The 20,347-nt window shown below is 63.1% G+C and carries 18 protein-coding genes; 7 read left to right on the forward strand and 11 right to left on the reverse strand.

Annotation, left to right across the window (positions count from 1 at the left end):
- Position 1 precedes the first annotated feature (1 nt).
- The 3 genes from NKH73_RS18310 to NKH73_RS18320 all read right to left on the reverse strand — a co-directional run bounded on the left by NKH73_RS18310 (position 2) and on the right by NKH73_RS18320 (position 3,472).
- On the reverse strand, positions 2-1,000 hold the full coding sequence (locus NKH73_RS18310; protein ID WP_352934322.1) for an ABC transporter ATP-binding protein: 999 nt from the start codon (positions 998-1,000) through the stop codon (positions 2-4).
- 169 nt (positions 1,001-1,169) lie between these two features.
- On the reverse strand, positions 1,170-2,324 hold the full coding sequence (locus NKH73_RS18315; protein WP_352934325.1) for an ABC transporter substrate-binding protein: 1,155 nt from the start codon (positions 2,322-2,324) through the stop codon (positions 1,170-1,172).
- Between the two features lie 221 nt (positions 2,325-2,545).
- Positions 2,546-3,472, reverse strand: coding sequence for a LysR family transcriptional regulator (locus NKH73_RS18320; RefSeq protein WP_352934328.1), 927 nt, complete (start codon positions 3,470-3,472; stop codon positions 2,546-2,548).
- A gap of 85 nt (positions 3,473-3,557) precedes the next feature.
- Between NKH73_RS18320 and NKH73_RS18325 the strand changes: the two genes are divergently transcribed.
- Both NKH73_RS18325 and NKH73_RS18330 read left to right on the forward strand, forming a co-directional pair.
- Positions 3,558-4,007 carry an RrF2 family transcriptional regulator gene (locus NKH73_RS18325; RefSeq protein ID WP_352934331.1) on the forward strand — a complete coding sequence of 150 codons (450 nt, stop codon included), beginning with the start codon at positions 3,558-3,560 and terminating at the stop codon, positions 4,005-4,007.
- Complete coding sequence (locus NKH73_RS18330; protein ID WP_352934333.1) at positions 3,997-4,914, forward strand: NAD(P)/FAD-dependent oxidoreductase; 918 nt, start codon at positions 3,997-3,999, stop codon at positions 4,912-4,914. The genes NKH73_RS18325 and NKH73_RS18330 overlap by 11 nt, the downstream gene beginning before the upstream one ends.
- A 100-nt stretch (positions 4,915-5,014) precedes the next feature.
- On the opposite strand, the gene NKH73_RS18335 is transcribed toward NKH73_RS18330, so the two are convergent.
- Positions 5,015-5,791, reverse strand: coding sequence for a DeoR/GlpR family DNA-binding transcription regulator (locus NKH73_RS18335; protein WP_352934336.1), 777 nt, complete (start codon positions 5,789-5,791; stop codon positions 5,015-5,017).
- Between the two features lie 436 nt (positions 5,792-6,227).
- Here NKH73_RS18335 and NKH73_RS18340 point away from each other — a divergent pair, with 436 nt between their 5' ends.
- Together NKH73_RS18340 and NKH73_RS18345 are read left to right on the forward strand one after the other, a co-directional pair.
- On the forward strand, positions 6,228-7,112 hold the full coding sequence (locus NKH73_RS18340) for a phosphotransferase (RefSeq protein WP_352934339.1): 885 nt from the start codon (positions 6,228-6,230) through the stop codon (positions 7,110-7,112).
- A complete protein-coding gene (locus tag NKH73_RS18345) occupies positions 7,109-9,562 on the forward strand; it encodes a GcvT family protein (protein WP_352934342.1) in 2,454 nt (817 codons plus the stop codon). The genes NKH73_RS18340 and NKH73_RS18345 overlap by 4 nt, the downstream gene beginning before the upstream one ends.
- 52 nt (positions 9,563-9,614) lie before the next feature.
- Here the strand turns inward: NKH73_RS18345 and NKH73_RS18350 are convergent, their stop codons facing one another.
- From NKH73_RS18350 to ilvD, 4 genes are all read right to left on the reverse strand, one after another.
- Positions 9,615-10,535, reverse strand: coding sequence for a DMT family transporter (locus NKH73_RS18350; protein WP_352934345.1), 921 nt, complete (start codon positions 10,533-10,535; stop codon positions 9,615-9,617).
- A gap of 240 nt (positions 10,536-10,775) precedes the next feature.
- Entirely contained in the window at positions 10,776-11,030 is a 255-nt protein-coding gene (locus NKH73_RS18355) for a hypothetical protein (RefSeq protein ID WP_352934487.1), read from the reverse strand.
- Positions 11,031-11,151: 121 nt separating this feature from the next.
- Entirely contained in the window at positions 11,152-12,438 is a 1,287-nt protein-coding gene (locus tag NKH73_RS18360) for an amidohydrolase family protein (RefSeq protein WP_352934347.1), read from the reverse strand.
- Between the two features lie 134 nt (positions 12,439-12,572).
- Positions 12,573-14,417 carry a dihydroxy-acid dehydratase gene (gene ilvD, locus NKH73_RS18365; RefSeq protein ID WP_352934350.1) on the reverse strand — a complete coding sequence of 615 codons (1,845 nt, stop codon included), beginning with the start codon at positions 14,415-14,417 and terminating at the stop codon, positions 12,573-12,575.
- Positions 14,418-14,676: 259 nt separating this feature from the next.
- Here ilvD and NKH73_RS18370 point away from each other — a divergent pair, with 259 nt between their 5' ends.
- Positions 14,677-15,150 carry a VOC family protein gene (locus NKH73_RS18370; protein WP_352934353.1) on the forward strand — a complete coding sequence of 158 codons (474 nt, stop codon included), beginning with the start codon at positions 14,677-14,679 and terminating at the stop codon, positions 15,148-15,150.
- 49 nt (positions 15,151-15,199) lie between these two features.
- Here the strand turns inward: NKH73_RS18370 and NKH73_RS18375 are convergent, their stop codons facing one another.
- Positions 15,200-16,792, reverse strand: coding sequence for a peptide chain release factor 3 (locus NKH73_RS18375; protein ID WP_352934356.1), 1,593 nt, complete (start codon positions 16,790-16,792; stop codon positions 15,200-15,202).
- Between the two features lie 142 nt (positions 16,793-16,934).
- Here NKH73_RS18375 and NKH73_RS18380 point away from each other — a divergent pair, with 142 nt between their 5' ends.
- Positions 16,935-18,011 (forward strand): NAD(P)/FAD-dependent oxidoreductase, encoded by a 1,077-nt coding sequence (locus tag NKH73_RS18380; RefSeq protein WP_352934360.1) that lies wholly within the window; start codon positions 16,935-16,937, stop codon positions 18,009-18,011.
- Here NKH73_RS18380 and NKH73_RS18385 read toward each other — a convergent pair.
- Positions 18,005-19,378: an amidase gene (locus tag NKH73_RS18385; protein WP_352934362.1), complete on the reverse strand. Its 1,374-nt coding sequence runs from the start codon at positions 19,376-19,378 to the stop codon at positions 18,005-18,007. The two genes, NKH73_RS18380 and NKH73_RS18385, sit on opposite strands and share 7 nt — an antisense overlap.
- Before the next feature lie 138 nt (positions 19,379-19,516).
- Complete coding sequence (locus NKH73_RS18390) at positions 19,517-19,735, reverse strand: DUF6356 family protein (RefSeq protein ID WP_352934365.1); 219 nt, start codon at positions 19,733-19,735, stop codon at positions 19,517-19,519.
- 115 nt (positions 19,736-19,850) lie between these two features.
- Here NKH73_RS18390 and NKH73_RS18395 point away from each other — a divergent pair, with 115 nt between their 5' ends.
- Positions 19,851-20,321 (forward strand): Lrp/AsnC family transcriptional regulator, encoded by a 471-nt coding sequence (locus NKH73_RS18395; protein ID WP_352934368.1) that lies wholly within the window; start codon positions 19,851-19,853, stop codon positions 20,319-20,321.
- Positions 20,322-20,347: the final 26 nt, after the last annotated feature.

Raw genomic sequence — 20,347 nt, forward strand, 5'->3', positions numbered from 1 at the left:
CTCATGCCGGCTCGTCCATCAGGTGCAAATGCTCGCGGTTGAAGGTGAGCATGACCGCCTCGCCTTCCCCGGGCAATTTCGCACCCGCCGGCACGATAGCGTGCAGCCTCAGCCCGTCGGCGTCGAGCGCCAGTCTGGTCGTGGCGCCGAGATAGTTGGTCGAGACAAGGCGAGCGGCAACGCCGTCGCCCTTGGCGGCTCGACCGATGCGAATGGATTCAGGGCGCAGGCTGCCCCAGCGATGCTGGCCGGAGTAACGCTGGACGAAATCAGGCGGCAGCACATTGGACGAGCCGACGAAATCGGCGACGAAGCGCGTCTTCGGGCGCTGGTAGATGTCCTCCGGCGTGCCGATCTGCATGACCTTGCCGTCGTTGAAGACGGCGACGCGGTCCGCCATCGAAAGGGCCTCGCCCTGGTCGTGGGTGACGAAGACGAAGGTGATGCCGAGCGCCTTCTGCAGCGACTTCAGCTCCTCCTGCATGTTCTCGCGCAGCTTGAGGTCGAGCGCGCCAAGCGGCTCGTCGAGCAGAAGCACCTTGGGCTGGTTGACCAGGGCGCGGGCAAGCGCAACGCGCTGGCGCTGGCCGCCGGAGAGCTGGCCGGGACGACGGGCGCCGTAGCCAGGAAGCCGCACCAGCGACAGCGCCTCTTCCGCCGCCTTCTGTCGCTCCGGCTTGCCGACGCCCTTGACCATCAGCCCATAGGCGACGTTGTCGAGCACGTTGAGATGTGGGAACAGCGCGTAATCCTGAAACACGGTGTTGACGTTGCGGCGATAGGGCGGAACGCCTTCGGCGCGTTCGCCGAAGATGGAGATCGAGCCCGATGTCGGCTGCTCGAAGCCGGCGATGAGGCGCAGGCAGGTCGTCTTGCCGGAACCTGAAGGCCCAAGCATGGCAAAGAACTCGCCCGGCACGATATCGAGATCGACCATATCGACGGCGCGCACGCTGCCGAAATGGCGAGAGACTTTGGCGAACGAAACGGCGGAGGTCATGGGCTTTCCCAAGCTGATCAAATTCAGGCGCCGGCGCTGCCCTCATCCGCCTGCCGGCCCCTCCCCGTAAAGTGACGGGGAGAAGGGGGCTCACCGAAACGCCGGCGGCGTCCCTCTCCCGTCGGGGAGAGGGAGAGGGTGATACGGTCTCAGAACGAGTGAGGCGAACTCACCGTCCGCCGATAACGCCGATATAGTCCGACACCCAGCGATAGTAAGGCACGCACTGGTCGTTCTGGGTGGCGCATTTCGACACCGGCGTCTTCCAGAACTTGATCTTTTCGAAATTGTCGTAGCCGTTGGTCTTGCAGCCTTCCTCGCCGAGCAGTTCGTTGCCCTTGCAGGCACCCGGCACCACCGGCAGCGAACCGAACCAGGCGGAAATGTCGCCCTGCACTTTCGCCGACAGCGAATGCTCCAGCCACATATAGGCGCAGTTCGGGTGGGCCGCGTCGGCCTCCATCATGGTGGTGTCGGCCCAGCCGGTGACACCTTCCTGGGGAACGGTCGAAGCAACCGGCTTCTTGGCGGCAACCAGCGTGTTGACCTGATAGGGCCATGAACCGGAGGCGACGACGCCTTCGTTCTGGAAATCGTCGACCTGGATGGCGGCATCATGCCAATAACGTCCGACCAGCGTACGCTGGACGCGCAGCAGATCTAGCGCGGCCTTGTACTGATCCTCGGTCAGCTCGTAGGGATCCTTGATGCCGAGCTCCGGCTTGTGGGCCATCAGATAGTTGGCGGCGTCGGCGACGTGGATCGGCCCGTCATAGGCCTGAACGCGGCCCTTGTTCGACTTGCCGTCGGGCAAGGTCATCTCCTCGAAGACGACGTTCCAGCTCTTCGGCGCTTCCTTGAACACCTCGGTGTTGTACATCAGCACATTCGGTCCCCACTGGTACGGGACGCCATAGTGGACGCCGCCGACCGTGAACCACGGCGCATCCTTGAGCCGGTCGTCGACCGTTTTCCAGCTCGGGACGAGATCGGTGTTGATCGGCTGGACGCGCTTGCCCGCGACGAGGCGCAGCGAAGCGTCGCCCGAGGCGGTGACGAGATCGAAGCCGCCCTCATTCATCAGCGCGACCATCTCGTCGGAGGTGTTGGCGGTCTTGACGTTGACCTTGCAGCCTGTGTCCTTCTCGAAGGACGTTACCCAGTCGTAGCCCTTGTCGGTTTCGCCGCGCTCGATGTAGCCGGGCCAGGCGACAATATTGACCTGACCTTCGCCCTTGCCGAGTTCCTTGACCTGAGCGACGGCCTGGCCGGAGAAGGTCAGCGCGACCGTCAATGCAGTGCATGACTTCAAGAATGAATTCATCGTCGATCTCCCATTTTGGCGCATGACCCCCAAAACCGTTTCGGTTTTCGGAAAGGATCATGCGCAACTCAAAAGTTAGAGCGTCGTTGCGCATCCCCGACGCACGGCGCTCTAAGGGGCCGCACTGTCGCGGCGGCTTGGTCCCGGTCATGAAGGTGCTGCGAAATTCTCGGTTTCGCAAATTCATTTATCAGAAGGACGATATCGGTTTTTCCGATAGATCAGCGGCCAATCTTGTCCGGCCGCTGGCGGACCATGCGCTGTGATTGCGCAAGCCCGATGAAGTCGCGGGCGGCCTGCGGCAGACCGGAGCCGCGCCGCCATACCATGCCGACCTGGACCACCGGCAAGGAGCCCGAAATGTCGCGCGATTCGATGCGGTCGCCTTCGAGCGACCATGGCCGGTAGACGAGGTCGGGCAATAACGCCACACCCGCGCCGGTGGCGACGAGGCTGCGCACCGCTTCGACCGAGCGGGTGCGGAAGGCGACATGCGGCTTGGCGCCGATCGCCGCCAGCAATTTACCGGTATTCTCCTCGATCTCATCGACGGTCAGCATGATCAGCGGCTCCGAGGCGATGTCGCCAATGCCGATGATGTCGGCGCCGACCAGCGGATGGCCGAGCGGCAGCCATAGCCGATAGGCCGAGACTTCGAGGATTTCGGACTGCAGCGCGGTGCGGTCGCGCAGGTTCGAGGTGACCATGACGGCGATGTCGAGCTTGCCGCCGATCAGCAGATGTTCGAGGTAGTCGCCATTGTCCTCGATGGCCGAGACCTCGACGCCCGGATAGGCGCGGCGGTAGCGGGCAAGGAGATCCGACAGCACATAGCCGGCGACCAGCGAGGTGACACCGAGCTGCAGCCGGCCGCCCGCCGCCGCTTGCTCGCCGAAGAAGGCGCGGCGCGCGTCGGAGACGTCGGCAAGGATCTTTGTCGCGTGGCGCAGGAACTGATGGCCCTTGTGGGTGATGTTGAGGCCGCGCGGGTGGCGCTCGAACAGCTCGACGCCGAGATCGTGTTCCAGTTCCTTGATCGCTTCGGTGACCGACGATTGCGAGATCGACAGGTTCTGGGCGGCGCCCGACACCGTACCTTGCTCGGCGACGGCGATGAAGAACTGCAATTGGCGGATGGTGAATGCCATAGCCGGACTAAACACGGCGGGGGCGGCGCTGGAAAGGGGTTGAAGAGCGCTTGACGACCGCGGGACTCGTAACTAACTAAGTTACATGAAACGAAACAGCAGACTTTCCTCGACCCTGCACATTCTCGTCCACATGGCCGAGACGCAGGAGCACGCGCTGACCTCGGAGCAGCTCGCTACCTTCATCCACACCAACCCGGTCGTCGTCCGCCGAACCATCGCCGGCTTGCGCGACGCCGGCATCGTCACCTCCTCGCGCGGACATGGCGGCGGCTGGCAGCTTGCCCGCGCGCCCGAGAAAATTTCGCTGGCCGAGATCAGCGCCGCGCTCGGAGAAACGCTGCTGCCGTTCAGCACCGAGCCGGAAAGCCCAGGCTGCCTTGTCGAACAAGCGGTGATAGCGGCGCTCGATGATTTTCGCGTCGAGGCCGAGAGGCTGCTGGAGGAAAAACTCAGCCGCATCACGCTTGCCGATCTCGCCGCCGATTTCCACCGCCGTTACGAGATGATTGGAGTGACCAGCCATGCAGTATGATCTGCCATCTACGCAGTATGATCTGATTGTCGTCGGCGGCAGCTTTGCCGGTCTGTCCGCCGCCATCCAGGCGGCACGAGCCCGGCGCAACGTCCTGGTGATCGACACAGGCCAGCCACGCAATCGCTTTGCCGAGCATTCGCATGGTTTCCTGGGGCAGAATGGGCGCGCGCCCGGCGCAATCCTGGACGAAGCAAGACGGCAGCTGCTGGTTTATCCGACAGCCAAGTTCGTCGCCGGATTGGCGGAGAGGGCTACTGCCACCAGTGCCGGCTTCGAGGTCACGACGGGAGACGGCGAGACATTCGGCGCATTGCGGCTGGTGCTTGCCACCGGCGTGCGCGATATCCTGCCGGATGTTCCCGGACTTGCCGAGCATTGGGGAAAGAGCGTGCTGCATTGTCCTTATTGCCACGGCTACGAAGTGGCTGGCGGCCCGCTTGGTGTACTGGCAATCGGCCCGATGGCGGCGCACCAGGCGCAATTGATCGCCGATTGGGGCGACGTGACGCTGTTCGCAAATGGCGTGTTCGAGCCTGACGCGGAACAAATGCTTGCGTTGGAAAGGCGAAACGTGCGGTTCGAGCCGACCGGGGTGGCGAACCTGGAAAAGGATGGCTCGGGCGGGCTGATCGCCAACCTCAAAGACGGCCGCAAAGCCGGCATCAAGGCGCTGTTCACCGCACCGCGCAACACGATGGCCAGTCCACTGGCCGAGCAGCTTGGCTGTAGCTTCACGGAAGGCTTGCTCGGCCCAGTGATCGTCGTCGACGACCGACAGCAGACGACTGTGCCCGGCGTCTATGCCGCCGGAGACGCGGCACGATCGATGCACAACATCGCCTTCGCCGTATCAAGCGGCGCCTTCGCGGGCGTATGCGCCCACCAATCGCTGGTTTTCGAATAATGCATGTCGCGCAAAAGTGCACAGCGGTTTTGCGATAACGACATGCATAAAGACAAGAATCTAAGGCGCGTCGCACGAATCCGCTCAAATGCAACGCGCTTTAGATCCCGGCCTCGTCATTCGCAATGCTGAGCCGTGCGCCCGCCTGGGCAAGGGCGGCGGCGATGTGGCGCGGCGGCGATCGGTCGGTGGCGAGTTCGGAAAAACCCTCGAATCCGCAGACCTGGACCAGACCCTGACGGCCGAATTTGGTGTGGTCGGTGATGACGAGCGAGCGCTGGCCGCGCGACAGCACCATGCGGGCGAATTCAGCCTCTTCCAGATCATAGTCCATGACGCCGGTGACGGCATCGACCGCGCCGATGGAGATCACCGCATGGCTGACGGAAAACCGGCTGACGAATTCGATGGCCGAGACGCCTAAAGCAGCGCCCGAATCGCTACGCAATTCGCCGCCGGCCATATAGACCTTGTTGCCGTTGACGGTGGCCAGCGTGCGGGCGATGTCGGAGGAGTTGGTAACGACCGTCAGCCTGCGGTGGCCGAGCAGTTCGCGGGCCAGGAAAGACGTTGTCGTGCCGGTGTCGAACATGATCGATTCGCCGTCGCGAATGGTCGCGGCAACCATGCGGGCGATGGCACGCTTGGCGTCGGCATTCTCGCGCATGCGCCCCTCGAACGGCGCCTCGCCGGCCATCGCCGGCAGGCCGACGGCGCCGTGCATCTTCAGGATCGAACCGCCACGGGTCAGCGGCTTGACGTCGCGGCGCACGGTCTCCAGAGAGACGCCCAGCCGGTCGGCCAGGCTGGCGATGGTGACCGTGCCTTCCTCTTTCAAGAGACGGAGTATTTCGCCGTGCCGCTTCGAATGGACCATCGAGTTTCGCCAATCGGATTGTTGCGCTGCTGACCGGTTCTAAGGCAAATCGGCCACAGTTTACAACAATTCCTTACGATTCCGGTCAAAAGCGCAGAAAAAGCCACAAGTTTTCGTTGACAAGCCAGGTTACAAGGCGTGACATTGGCTTGGTGACAGGTTCGGAGCTACCACAGGAGAACGATGGCTGAGCCGCACCAAATTTCGTCTGCCCGAACGTCTGCGAAGATCATCTGGGGCAGGGGAAAGGACTTTTTGGAATCCGCGGGGGCGGATGCCGGCGTCGAAGAACCCGGCAAAGGGGCTCGTCGGTGCGGTGCGGGATACCGATCCTGGCATCCCGCACCGACGAGATCTTCGCATCGCTCCCTCCTGCCGGCCGCCATCTTTATGACACCTGTGGCGCCTTGAACCCTGCCCAAGGAGCGACGAGCCTGTGACCGTCGAGGACCGTATCCGCGCCCTGCCCTGCTGGACCGGCAACATCGAGATCGCGCCGTTGCCCGGCGGCCTGAGCAACGCCAACTATCTGGTCAAAGACGCGGCCGGACGGCATGTCGTGCGCTTCGGCCAGGACTTTCCGTTCCACCACGTCTTTCGCGAGCGCGAGGTGATGACCACCCGTGCGGCGCACGCCGCCGGCTTCGCGCCGACGGTTCTTTATTCCGAGCCCGGCATCCTGGTGACGGAATTTATCGGCGCCAAGACCTATGTCGCGGAGGACGTACGCGCCAATATCGGCCGCGTCGCCGCCCTGATGCGCGGCTTCCACCGGGAAATGCCCAACCATGTCTCCGGCGCCGGCTTCATGTTCTGGGTGTTCCATGTCATCCGCGACTATGCGCGCACGCTGGAGGAAGGCGGCAGCCGCATGCGAAGCGAGTTACCGCGGCTCTTGACGCTTGCCGACGAGCTCGAACGAGCGCAGAAGCTGTTGCCGATCGTCTTTGGCCATAATGATCTTTTGCCGGCTAATATTCTCGATGACGGCCATAGGCTATGGCTTATCGACTTCGAATATGCCGGCTTCAATACGGCGATGTTCGACCTTGCCGGCGTCGCCTCGAACGCCGGCATGAGCGACGAGGAGTCCTTTGCCTTCCTGACCGCCTATTTCATGAAGGAGCCGGACGAGGCGATCCGCCGCTCGCATGCGGCCATGCAATGCGCATCGCTGCTGCGCGAAGCGATGTGGAGCATGGTTTCTGAACTTTATCTCGACGCGCCGGGCATCGACTACGTCGCCTACACCGACGAAAACCTGACGCGGCTGGAAGCCGCGCTGGAAAACTACAGAACAAAATACGGACAAAAGTCATGACATTGCCCGCCCATGCCGAGATCGTCGTCATCGGCGGCGGCATCATCGGTTGTTCGACGGCCTATCATCTGGCGCGTGACCACAAGGCCGATGTCGTGCTTTTGGAACAGGGCAAGCTGACTTCAGGCTCCACTTGGCATGCGGCGGGGCTGGTCGGACAGTTACGGTCGTCGGCTTCCATCACCCGCGTGCTCAAATATTCGGTCGATCTGTACAAAGGACTGGAAGCCGAAACCGGGCTGGCCACTGGCTGGAAGATGACCGGGTGCCTCAGGCTCGCCACCAATGCCGACCGCTGGATCGAGTATAAAAGGCTGGCGACGACGGCGAAAAGCTTCGGCATGGATATGCAGTTGCTGTCGCCGGCCGAGGTCAAGACAATGTGGCCGCTGCTGGAAACCGGCGATCTCGTCGGCGCCAGCTGGCTGCCTACCGACGGCCAGGCAAGCCCCTCCGACATCACCCAGTCGCTTGCCAAAGGCGCGCGCATGCACGGTGCCAGGCTGTTCGAGGATGTCCGCGTCACCGGCTTCGACATGAGGGATGGCCGCATCACCGCGGTAAAGACCAACAGCGGCGATATCGCCTGCGACAAGGTGGTGAACTGTGCCGGGCAATGGGCGCGGCAGGTGGGCTCCCTTGCCGGCATCAACGTGCCGCTGCAGCCGGTGAAGCACCAGTACATCATCACCGAAAAGATCGACGGATTAGCAACCGATGCGCCAACGATCCGCGACCCCGATCGCCGCACCTATTTCAAAGAGGAAGTCGGCGGGCTGGTGATGGGCGGCTATGAGCCGAACCCGCAACCCTGGACGACAGGCCTGCCGGGCGGCGACGTGCCTGACGACTGGGAATTCCGGCTGTTCGACGACGATTACGATCATTTCGAGCAGCATATGAACCAGGCGATCGCGCGTGTTCCGGCACTCGAATCCGTCGGCGTCAAACAGATGATCAACGGGCCGGAGAGTTTCACGCCGGACGGCAATTTCATTCTCGGCCTAGCGCCCGAATGCCCCAACATGTTCGTCGGCGCCGGCTTCAATGCCTTCGGCATCGCATCGGGCGGCGGCGCCGGCTGGGTGCTGGCACAATGGGTGGTCGACGGCGAGGCGCCGCTTGACCTGTGGGTGGTCGACATCAGGCGTTTTTCCGACCTGCACCGCGACCGGCAATGGGTCTGCGACCGCACGCTGGAAGCCTATGGCAAGCACTACACGATCGGCTTCCCGCACGAGGAATATCTTTCCGGCCGGCCGCGGATCGTCTCGCCGCTCTATGAGCGGCTGCAAAAGCACCGCGCTGCGTTCGGCTCGAAACTCGGCTGGGAGCGGCCGAACTGGTTCGCACCCGAAGGTGTCGAGCCGAAGGACATCTATTCGATGGGCCGGCAGAACTGGTTTTCGCCAGTCAGCGACGAACACCGGCATGTGCGCGAAAACGTCGGCATCTTCGACCAGTCGTCCTTTGCCAAATATGAAATCACCGGTGCGGATGCGTTGAAGGCGCTCGACTGGATCTGCGCCAACGATATCAACAAGCCGATCGGCCGGCTGACCTACACGCAGCTTCTCAACACCCGCGGCGGCATCGAGGCCGACCTCACCGTGGCGCGGCTCGGCGAAGAACGATTCTACGTCGTCACCGGCACCGGATTCAGGACACATGATTTCTCGTGGATCGGCGACCATGTCGGCAGGGAACTCGATGTGACGCTCACCGACGTCACCGAGCGTTTCGGCACGCTGTCGCTGATGGGGCCGCGCGCCCGCGACGTGCTGGCTGCGCTGACCGATGCGGATGTGTCGAACACCGCTTTCCCGTTCGGCCATGTGCGGGAGATCTCCATCGCCGGCCAGACAATCCGGGCGCTGCGCGTCACCTATGTCGGCGAGCTCGGCTGGGAGTTGCATGTGCCGATCGCGGCCACGGGCGAGATTTTCGACACGCTGATGGCGGCGGGCAGGGAATACGGCATCCGCCCGGTCGGCTACCGCGCGCTGGAATCGTTGCGGCTGGAAAAAGGCTACCGCGCCTGGGGCTCCGACATCACACCCAACGACACCCCGCAGGAGGCCGGCCTCGGCTGGGCGGTGAAGCTCCGAAGAAACACGGATTTTGTCGGCAGGCGGGCGCTGGAAAAGATCGATGGCGCAGTACTGAAAAAACGCTTCGCCGGCTTCACGGTCGACGATCGGGAGGTCGTGCTGCTCGGGCGCGAGACGATCCTGCGCAACAACGAGCCGGTCGGCTACCTGACCAGCGGCGGCTACGGCTACACGGTCGGCAAGAACATCGGCTATGGTTACGTCCGCAACGCCGACGGAGTCAGCGACGATTTTCTCGCCTCCGGCGACTACGAACTGGTGGTGGCGATGGAACGGACGCCGGCAAAGATCCATCTCCAGCCGCTTTACGACCCGGCGGGAGAAAAGGTGAAGGCTTAGAACTTTCTAGATCGGCGGCAGTGCGCGAGATCTACGCACCAGAACCTGGAGCCTAGTTGACGCCTTTCGGCACGTTTTCGGGCGGCACTGTGTCGACCACCTTCTGGCGATGGAAGATGAACAGCCCGGCCAGCACGATGATGCCCGAACCGATCAGGATGCGCGGACCGGGCATGTCGCCGAAGAAGGCTAGCCCGAAAATGACGGCCCACAGCAGCAGACTGTAATGCAGCGGCGCCAGCGTCGAGGCGGGCGCCAGCTTCAGCGCCCTGGTGATCATCAGATGGGCGCCGCAGGAGACGATACCGAGAAGCAGCATGGCGCCGAAATCGAGCGCAGAAGGCGTTCGCCAGTTGCCGATGGTCAGCACCGCGCCGACCACGAGCGTGCCGATGGTTTGCCAGGTAACGAGCGAGGTGTCGCTGGTGCCACGCAGCCGCCGGTTGAGGATGATGGCGAAGGCAAAGGTAACGCTACCGACCAGCGCGAAGGTCGACGACAGCGAAAATGCGGCCGAGGACGGTTTGAGCATGATCAGCACACCGCAGAAGCCGACCAGGATCGCCATCCAGCGGCGCCAGCCGACCTTTTCACCAAGCAGCAGGTGGGACAATGCCGCCACATAGATCGGCCCCGCCATGTAGAAACTCATGACGTCGGCGAGCGGCAGGTAGACGACGGCGGCATAAAACAGCGCCGTGTCGAGCGTCGTCATGACGACGCGCAAGAGCTGCAACTCAGGTCGTTCGATGCGGAACAGCTTGGCCGGACCTTGACGCGCGATCATCGGACCGAGCACGAAAAAGGCGCCGATCGAACGGACCAGCACGACCTGGCCGACGGAAAAGCTGGCGACCAGCCATTTGCCCATCGCATCGTTCAACGCAAACAGGAAATCGCCGGCCAGCATAAGCAGGATGCCAGCCAAAAGCACGTTCCTGGTCGTCGAATTCTGGGCTGGTGGCTGTGCCATGCCGATGTCGCTTCCTCCCGCATGAAAGCTCGGTGAGCAGCGTCGTAAACGCAAGCAGCCGCTTTTACGAGCGGAAATCGGGAACCCGGCCAGACCAGAGCCGGAAATCGGCTGGGCCTATACTGGAGCGGCGGTTTTCAAATCGAATCGTACCGCCGCTCAGTCTTTATTGTTTAAGCATCGGACCCAAAATCGGTACGCACTTTTGGGTCCGATGCTCTAGATCGCCGCTTGAACGGCTTACTTCGGCCGTGGCCTAATGATGACCGGACGATAGATCACCGGCCGATCCCAAGGATCGAAAGCCGACGCACTTCTCAGTTCCGCGCGGCGCGCGAGATCGATGCGCTGCAGGCATTCGGCGAAAGCATCGTTCTTTCTGGCGAAGCCGTAGGACCGGCATTTTGCCTCGTCCGCGGCACGACGGTCTTCTGCCGTCATGCAGCCTGCACAGATCGCCGCCAAGGCGACCACCATCGCCGTTTTGTGCCACATGGTGTCCTCCTCAATATAAAAGTGGAGTTCGATTGTAGACTTACGATCAGGGCCGATCAATCCGATCGAAGCGCCCAGGCTTGATGCAGCTACAACGTCCTATTGGGCCTGCCATCAATGGTCACGAAATGGGCGGGCGATGCCTGCGGTTCACCGTCGTCGGTCGTCCCGCGATCGAAAGCCGCGTTTCCTGCCTGGCCCGCTCGGCCACCACCTTGCCCCTGGCGATGACGCAGAGGCGCTCGGGGCGCAGACGCAAGGCCTCGACCGGATCGCCAGCATCGAGGACGACGAGGCTGGCGCGCTTGCCCACGCTGAGGCCAAGATGGTCGAGGCCCATGATGGCGGCGTTGACATTGGTGACCATGTCGAAGCAGCGCGCCATATCGGCCGGGCTCGACATCTGGGCGACGTGAAGGCCCATGAAGGCGACGTCCAGCATGTCGGCGGTGCCCAGCGAATACCAGGGGTCGAGCACGCAATCCTGGCCCCAGCCGACACGGATGCCGTGGGCAAGCATCTCCTTGACCCGGGTCAGGCCGCGGCGTTTGGGAAATGTGTCGTGGCGGCCCTGCAGCATGATGTTGATCAGCGGATTGGGGATCGCCGAGACGCCTGCCTCTGATATCAGCGGCAACAGCTTCGAGACGTAGTAATTTTCCATCGAGTGCATCGAAGTGAGATGCGAGCCGGCGACCCTGCCCTGCAGGCCGAGGCGTTGCGTCTCATAGGCTAGTTGTTCGATATGGCGCGACAGCGGATCATCGGTCTCGTCGCAATGCAGGTCGACCATGAGGCCGCGCTTTGCCGCGATTTCGCACAGTTCCGTCACCGAGCGCGTGCCGTCGGCCATGGTGCGCTCGAAATGCGGAATGCCGCCGACGACGTCGACGCCCATGTCGAGGGCGCGGATGGTGTTGTCGCGCGCCGTCGGCGAGCGATAAAATCCGTCCTGCGGGAAGGCGACCAGTTGCAGGTCGATATAGGGCGCGACCGTCTTCTTGACATCGAGCAGGGCTTCGACCGCCAGCAGCCTGACATCGCAAACATCGACATGAGTGCGGATGGCGAGCAGGCCCATCGACACCGCCCAGTCGCAATAGGCGAGCGCGCGCTCGCGCACCGCTTCGTGGGTCAACAACGGCTTTAGCTCGCCCCACAGCGAAATGCCTTCCAGCAGGGTGCCCGACGCGTTGACGCGCGGGATGCCAAGGGAAAGCGTGGCGTCCATATGGAAATGCGGATCGACGAAAGGCGGCGAGACCAGATTGCCACGAGCGTCGATCGCCGTGCCCGCCGCGACGTTCAGCTCGGGTTCGATGGCGGCGATCGTCTCGCCGATGATGCCGATATCGGCGATCGTGCCGTCGGGCAGCGTGCCGCCGCGCACGATAAGGTCGAAATCCATCTGTCGTCATCCCCTTGCAGAATCACAAAGCCACCGTGGCGCAAGGCAACAGCCATTTCTTTCAGCGCGGCGTGCTGCCGTAGGGCGGGACAGGTGCGACTCTCCCCCTTCTTGTGGAAGAAGGGGGAGCGAACCTACTCCGGCACATACCTCACAGCTCCCTTTGCAGCGCTGGTCGCCATCGCGGCATAGGCGCGCAGGGCCGTCGTCACCTTGCGCTTGCGCTTTTCCTCGGGCTTCCAGGCGGCAGCTCCCTTCGCCTCCATCGCGGCGCGGCGGGCGGCCAATTCAGCCTCGCTGACAGCAAGATGGATCGTGCGGTTCGGGATATCGATCTCGATCGTATCGCCCTCCTGCACCAGCCCGATCAGCCCGCCTTCCGCCGCCTCCGGGGACGCATGGCCGATCGACAGGCCGGAGGTGCCGCCGGAAAACCGGCCGTCGGTGACCAGCGCGCAGACTTTGCCGAGGCCCTTCGACTTGAGATAGCTGGTCGGGTAGAGCATTTCCTGCATGCCGGGGCCGCCGCGCGGCCCTTCGTAGCGGATGACGACGACATCGCCGGCCTTGATCTCGTTGGACAGGATCGCCTTGACGCTGGCGTCCTGGCTTTCGAACACCCTCGCCGGGCCGGTGAATTTCAGGATCGATTCATCGACGCCGGCGGTCTTCACGATGCAGCCGTCCAGCGCAAGGTTGCCTTTCAGCACGGCAAGACCGCCGTCCCTCGAAAAGGGGTGTTCGGCCGAGCGTATGACGCCTTTCTCACGATCAAGATCGAGCTCGTCCCAGCGACGGTCCTGGCTGAACGCGACCTGCGTCGGCACGCCGCCCGGTGCCGCGAGGAAGAAATCGCGGACATTCTGGCTGGAGGTGCGCGAAATATCCCAGTGGTCGAGCGCTTCGCCGAGACTTGCCGTGTGCACCGTCGGCAGGTCGCGGTTGAGCAGCCCGGCGCTGTCGAGCTGGCCAAGGATCGCCATGATGCCGCCGGCGCGATGGACATCCTCCATATGGACGTCGGACTTGGCCGGCGCCACCTTGCACAGCACCGGAACCCGCCGCGACAGCCGGTCAATGTCCTCCATGGTGAAGTCGACCTCGCCCTCATGCGCGGCGGCGAGAATGTGCAGCACCGTGTTGGTCGAGCCGCCCATGGCGATGTCGAGTGTCATGGCGTTTTCGAAAGCGCCTTTCGAGGCGATGCTGCGCGGCAATGCGCTGTCGTCATCCTGCTCGTAATAGCGCTGGGCGAGATCGACGATCAGATGGCCGGCCTCGACGAACAGGCGCTTGCGGTCGGCATGCGTGGCCAGCGTCGAACCGTTGCCGGGCAAGGAAAGGCCCAGCGCCTCGGTCAGGCAATTCATCGAGTTGGCGGTGAACATGCCAGAGCAGGAGCCGCAGGTCGGGCAGGCCGAGCGCTCGATGGTCTTCACGTCCTCGTCGGAGATCTTGTCGTCGGCGGCCGCAACCATGGCATCGACCAGATCCAGCGCCTGCGTCTTGCCGGCGAGCACCACCTTGCCGGCTTCCATCGGTCCGCCGGAGACGAAGACGGTCGGGATGTTGAGGCGCAGCGACGCCATCAGCATGCCCGGCGTGATCTTGTCGCAATTGGAAATGCAGACCATGGCGTCGGCGCAGTGAGCGTTGACCATGTATTCGACCGAGTCGGCGATCAGCTCGCGCGACGGCAGCGAATAGAGCATGCCGTCGTGACCCATGGCGATGCCGTCATCGACGGCGATTGTGTTGAACTCTTTCGCAACGCCGCCGGCCTTCTCGATCTCGCGCGCGACCAGCTGGCCGAGATCCTTGAGATGGACGTGACCGGGCACGAACTGGGTGAAAGAATTGACAACGGCGATGATCGGCTTGCCGAAATCGGAATCCTTCATGCCGGTCGCACGCCAAAGGCCACGGGCGCCGGCCATGTTGCGGCCATGGGTGGTGGTGCGGGAGCGATAGGCCGGCATGAATTTTCCTTGGCTGGCTAGCTGCGCTCGATGGAAGCGCGGCGGCGCTGAATTCGGACCGCAGGCGTTATAGACGCCGAAGCACGGTCTGGCCACAATTTTGCAGTGCGCCAGATTTTCCCAAGAAAATTCCCAGATCCTCAAAAAAATCGATGGCACTGTCGGATTGCGCGCCGTGCGGGCGTCCTTGGGCAAACGGCGGGGCCAAGCCAGGCCGTTTCACTGCGATAGCCAACTGCAACAGCCGAGGAGCAAGCAAATGCAAAAGATCACCCCCTGCCTGTGGTTCGACGACCAGGCCGAGGAGGCCATGAACCACTACATGTCCATCTTCAAGAATTCGAAGGTGCTGAGCGTGATGCGCTGGCCCAAGGGCAGCGGCGATAATGAGGGCAAGGTTCTGGTGACGAATTTCGAGCTCGACGGCGTTCAGTTCCAGGCGCTCAACGGCGGGCCGCAATTCAAGTTCAGCGAGGCAGTCTCGCTCTCCATCGACTGCAAGACGCAGGAGGAGGTCGACTATTTCTGGGACAGGCTCATCGAGGGCGGTGGCGAGCCCAGCCAGTGCAGCTGGCTGAAGGACAAATTCGGCGTCTCCTGGCAGGTCGTGCCGGAGCAATTGCCGAGGCTGCTGCAGGACCCCGACACGGAAAAGGCCGGCCGTGTCATGCAGGCGATGATGCAGATGACCAAGATCGACATCGCCAAGATCGAAGAGGCAGCCAGGGGCTGAGCGATCTTCCCTTCTCCCCCTTGTTGCGGGAGAAGGGAAGTGACGCCGTTTAGGCCGCCTTGTCGCGGACCTGGTAATCCTTGACCGCGGCGAAGCGGATCGCCTTCCAGCGTTCGGCCTCGTAGTTGAGGGAGAAGGCGTGCTGGGCCAGGAACACCGGGTCGTTGTCGAGATCGCGGGCAATGTCGCCGCGATGCGCCTCAATGAAGCGATGTACCTCGACCTTGTCGTCGGCCGATATCCAGCGACAGACGGAAAAGCGCGACATCTCGAAATCGACGGGCAGCGTGTATTCGAAGTTCAGCCGTTCCTTCAGCACATCGAGCTGCAGCGCGCCGACGACGCCGACGATAGCCGGCGAACCGTCCTCCGGCGAGAACAGTTGCACGACGCCTTCCTCGGCCATCTGGTGCAGCGCTTCCTTCAGCTTCTTGGCCTTCATCGCGTCGCCGAGGCGGACGCGGCGCAGGATTTCCGGCGCGAAGTTCGGCACGCCACGGAACAGTATCTCCTCGCCCTCGGTTAGCGTATCGCCGATGCGCAACGTGCCGTGGTTGGGGATGCCGACGACATCGCCGGCAAAAGCCTCGTCGGCGGTGACGCGGGTGCGGGCGAAGAAGAACTGCGGCGCCGACAGGCTCATCGGTTTTCCCGTGCGCACCAGCTTGGCCTTCATGCCGCGCTCGAGCTTGCCCGAGCAGACACGGACGAAGGCGATGCGATCGCGGTGGTTGGGGTCCATGTTGGCCTGGATCTTGAAGACGAAGGAGGTCATCTTGTCCTCGGTTGCCTCGACCTTACGGGTGTCGGCTTTCTGCGCGCGCGGCGGCGGCCCGTAGGCGCCAAGCGCTTCGATCAGGTCGCGCACGCCGTAATTGCGCAACGCCGAACCGAAATAGACCGGCGTCAGATGACCCTCGCGGAAGGAATCGATGTCAAGCGGACGGCAGGCTTCGCGCGCCAGCTCCAGCTCCTCGATGAAGGCTTCGCGCTCGTTCTCCGGCAACAGGCCGGCGACGCGGTTGGAATCGGGACCATTGACCGGCGTGCGTTCCTTCTCCGCGTCGCCCTTGCGCACCGCGTTCAGCGCCAGATGGTAGGTGCCGGAAAAGGTCTTGCCGCGACCGATCGGCCAGGTGATCGGCGCGGTATCGAGTGCCAGCTTCTGCTCGATCTCGTCGAGGATCTCGAACGGGTCGCGGCTTTCGCGGTCCATCTTGTTGACGAAGGTGATGATCGGGATGTCGCGCAGCCGGCAGACCTCGAACAGTTTTAGCGTGCGCGGCTCGATGCCCTTCGCGGCGTCGATGACCATGACCGCCGCATCGACCGCCGACAGCGTGCGATAGGTGTCGTCGGCGAAATCCTCGTGGCCGGGCGTGTCGAGCAGGTTGAAGACATTGTCCTCATATTCGAAGGTCATCACCGAGGTGACGACGGAGATGCCGCGCTCGCGCTCGATCTTCATCCAGTCCGACCTGGTCTGGATGCGATCCTTCTTGGCCTTGACCTCGCCGGCAAGCTGGATGGCGCCGCCGAACAAAAGCAGCTTTTCGGTCAGCGTCGTCTTGCCGGCGTCCGGATGCGCGATGATCGCGAAAGTGCGGCGGCGCGCCACCGCGTTCGTGATGTCTTCAGCCAATTTATGGAATCCCGTGTGGTGCGCGGGCTTTTAGCAGCGCTTTTGTAGCCTGTCGAACAGTTTTGGGCGGACACCCTCATCCGGTCTTGAGATAGGATCGCCGCAACGACATCAGAAGACCCGATTCGATAAAGGACAATCCATGAGCGCAGCCAAGCAAGTCATCGTCGTCGGGGCCGGCATCATCGGCGCGTCCATCGCCTGGCATCTGGCGAAGGCCGGCGCGAAGGTGTCGGTCATTGCCGACAGCGGCGCCGGCGGCGTCGCCACGCCGAATTCCTTTGCCTGGATCAATGCTAGCTGGGGCAATCCAGAGCCGTATTTCCGGCTGCGCAACCGTTCGATGGCCGAATGGACGCGGCTGGCGCAGGACCTTCCCGGCATTCCGCTCGCCTGGTGCGGCGGCCTGTGCTGGGACCTGCCACCGGCCGAGTTGGAAGCCTATGCCGCCGAGCACTCCGGCTGGGGTTACGGCATCGAGCGCGTCGACCGTGCGAGAGCCGCGAGCATCGAGCCCAATCTTGCCGAGCTTCCCGATTTCGCCCTGCATGTGCCCGGGGAAGGCGTCGCCGAACCGGTCGCCGCCACGCAGGCATTACTGGCCGACGCCGAACTGCGCGGCGCGCGGGTGATGACCGGCACGACCGTCAGCGCGCTGATACAGACCAATGGCAGGATTACCGGCGTCGATACATCCACCGGACCGATTGCCGCCGACGAGGTGGTGATTGCGGCTGGCGGCGGCTCTCCGGCAATCGCGGCGACGGCTGGGATAAAACTGCCGATCGAGACGCCGCCCGGCCTGATCGTCCACTCACGCCCCTACGAAAAGCTGCTCAACGGCCTGGTGATCGGAGACCGGCTGCACATGCGCCAGACTGCCGGGGGCCGTATCATCGCCGGCTCGGATTTCGGCGGCGCCGATCCGGGCATGGATGCCGCAGCCACCGCCCGCGAGTTGTTTGCGGCGATGAAGAGCATGCTGCGCGGCGCCGACGGGCTGGAACTGGATTTTCATACGGTCGGCTACCGGCCGACGCCGATCGACGGCTTTCCGATCATCGGACGTGCTAAAGACATCAGCGGACTCTACGTCGCGGTTATGCATTCCGGTATCACGCTGGCGCCTGCCGTCGGCCTGTTCGCCGCCCGGGAAATCCTCGACGGCGCGCGCGATCCGCTGCTTGAGCTTTATGGGCCGACGCGTTTTGCTCAATAGCCGGGCGGACGGCGAAAACCGCCGCTCAGCGGCGCTATTGCCCTGGCGATGCCGAGCAGCCGGGATTCGGACCAGCGTCTGCCGACCAGCTGCAGACCAATGGGCAGGCCGTCACGACCCTGCGTGTACGGCAGCGAAAGTGCGGGGTGGCCGCTGTAGTTGAACACCGCGCCATAGGCCGGCAGCATCCAGTAGCTCTGCTCCTTGTCATCGACCTTGATCGGTGTTCCCGGCTCGCAATGCGGAAAGGCCGTGGTCATAGCAACGGGGCACAGCAACGCATCCCATTCTTGGAAAAACCGTTCCCAGGCAAGGATTGACCGATCGCGGCGGCCGAGCGCCTCGAACCAACGCGAGACCGGCGTCGGTTCTTCTGGCGGTTCAGGCTGCGTTGCCTCCAGCATCATGCCGATCAGCGCACCGCCTTGCGTCAGATCGTCATGCAGGTCGAGCGTCGGCAGTCTTGCTTCCTCGACGACCGCGCCTCCAGACTGAAGCTCCCTTGCCAGGTTCTCGACAGCGGCCCTGATTTCGCCGGCCACCGGAAAACCCGGAAAGGCCGGCGCGAAAACGATGCGTAGGGTCTTGAGGTCAAGCTCCGGCATACCCTCGACAGGCACCGGCGCAAGGTCGGCGTCACGGCCGTCCGGCCCTGCAATGATCCCCAGGATCAGCGCCAGATCTTCGACGTTGCGGGCCAGCGGACCGATGCAGGACATCAGCCGCACGCCGCGCGGTACGCCACCGGGATCGGGAAAGGCGCCGGCCAAGGAGACGCGATGCTCTGTCGCCTTGAGGCCGTAGACGCCGCAGAAGGCGGCCGGCAGCCGGATCGAATCCTGCATGTCAGTGCCGACCTCGAACGGCGTCATTCCGGCGCAGAGCGCTGCGGCAGCGCCACCGCTGGAACCGCCTGATGTACGCGAGAGGTCCCAGGGATTATTGGTGCGGCCGAAGAGCGGATTGTCCGACTGCCAGTCGCCCAGCATCGTTGCGACATTTGTCTTGGCCGTCAGCACGCCGCCGGCCGCCTTCAACCTGAGAACGACCGGACTGTCTTCTCTCGCCACATAGTCGGCAAAGGGCGGAAAGCCGACCGTGGTCTTCATCCCCGATGTTTCATGCGTGTCCTTCAGCGTGAACGGTACGCCGTGCAACGGCCCGAGAACATCACCCCGCGCCTGCGCCTCGTCGGCCTTCTCAGCGCGAGCGCGAGCCGTTTCCCTGCCGAGCGTGACGACCGCATTGACCGCCTCGTTGTGTCTGTCGATCTGGGCCAGATACGCGTCCAGCGCTTCCACAGCGGAAATCTTGCGGTCGCGAATGGCGGCAGCCAGTTCTGTGGTAGAGGAAAAGACGAGGTCCATGACCAATGCTCCCGGCTAGCTGGCAGCGCTCGTCTCACCAAATGGCAGATTGCGGCGCGGCTTCAAGCCAAGTTCAGCATTCGGTGGCCGGCATCGCTTGATCGGGATTGCGCAGAGCTTAGCCGACCAGCGCCAGCTTCACCGCGACCCCCTGTTGTGCGTCCGCTCGTAAAGTTCGCGAACTATACGGCTTGCCGTGGAATCGCACAGAAACGGCAGGAAAGCGTGAATGAGCGCGGCGAATGCCGCCATGAACAGTCGCGACGAGAACCACGCGGCGAAAGCCATATGGCCGAAATAGGTTTCGCCCACCGAAGCCGGATGAGAGGTGAAAAGTCTTGCGAGCCGTGCGGTCATGCTGGTCCCCTTTCAGCGCGTGAAGTCCCGAATTTGAACATCTTGACACGCCTCACCGCTTCATTGGTCCCAAAATATCCTTGTCTTTAGCCGATTATTGGGACAAACGTCCCACATGGCGCTGGAAATCGATGAAATCGATCGAAGACTGCTGGGCGAACTGCAGCGCGACGGCACGCTGTCGGTCGACCAACTGTCGGAAAGGGTGTCGCTGTCGCGCAACGCCTGCTGGCGTCGGGTCAAGCGCCTGGAAGAAGACGGCGTCATCACCGGCCGGGTGGCGCTGGTCGATGCGGACAAGCTCGGTCTCGGCCTCTCGGTGTTCATCCTGGTCCGGACCTCCAATCACGATCCGGACTGGCTGCAAAAATTCCGGTCGGCAGTGACCGGTTTTCCCGAGATCACCGGCGTCTACCGCATGTCCGGCGATCTCGATTATGTGCTGCGTGCCCGCGTCGCGGACGTAAAGGCTTACGATCGGCTGTATCAGCGGCTGATCGCCAAGGTGGCGCTGTCGGACGTTTCGGCCTCCTTCGTCATGGAGGAGATCAAGGAGACGACGGTCGTCCCGGTAGAACTGCGCTGACGTGGAACTGCGCTGAAAGAAAGCCG

This window comes from Mesorhizobium sp. M0938, assembly GCF_040319125.1.
In the GTDB taxonomy this organism is placed as follows: domain Bacteria; phylum Pseudomonadota; class Alphaproteobacteria; order Rhizobiales; family Rhizobiaceae; genus Mesorhizobium; species Mesorhizobium robiniae.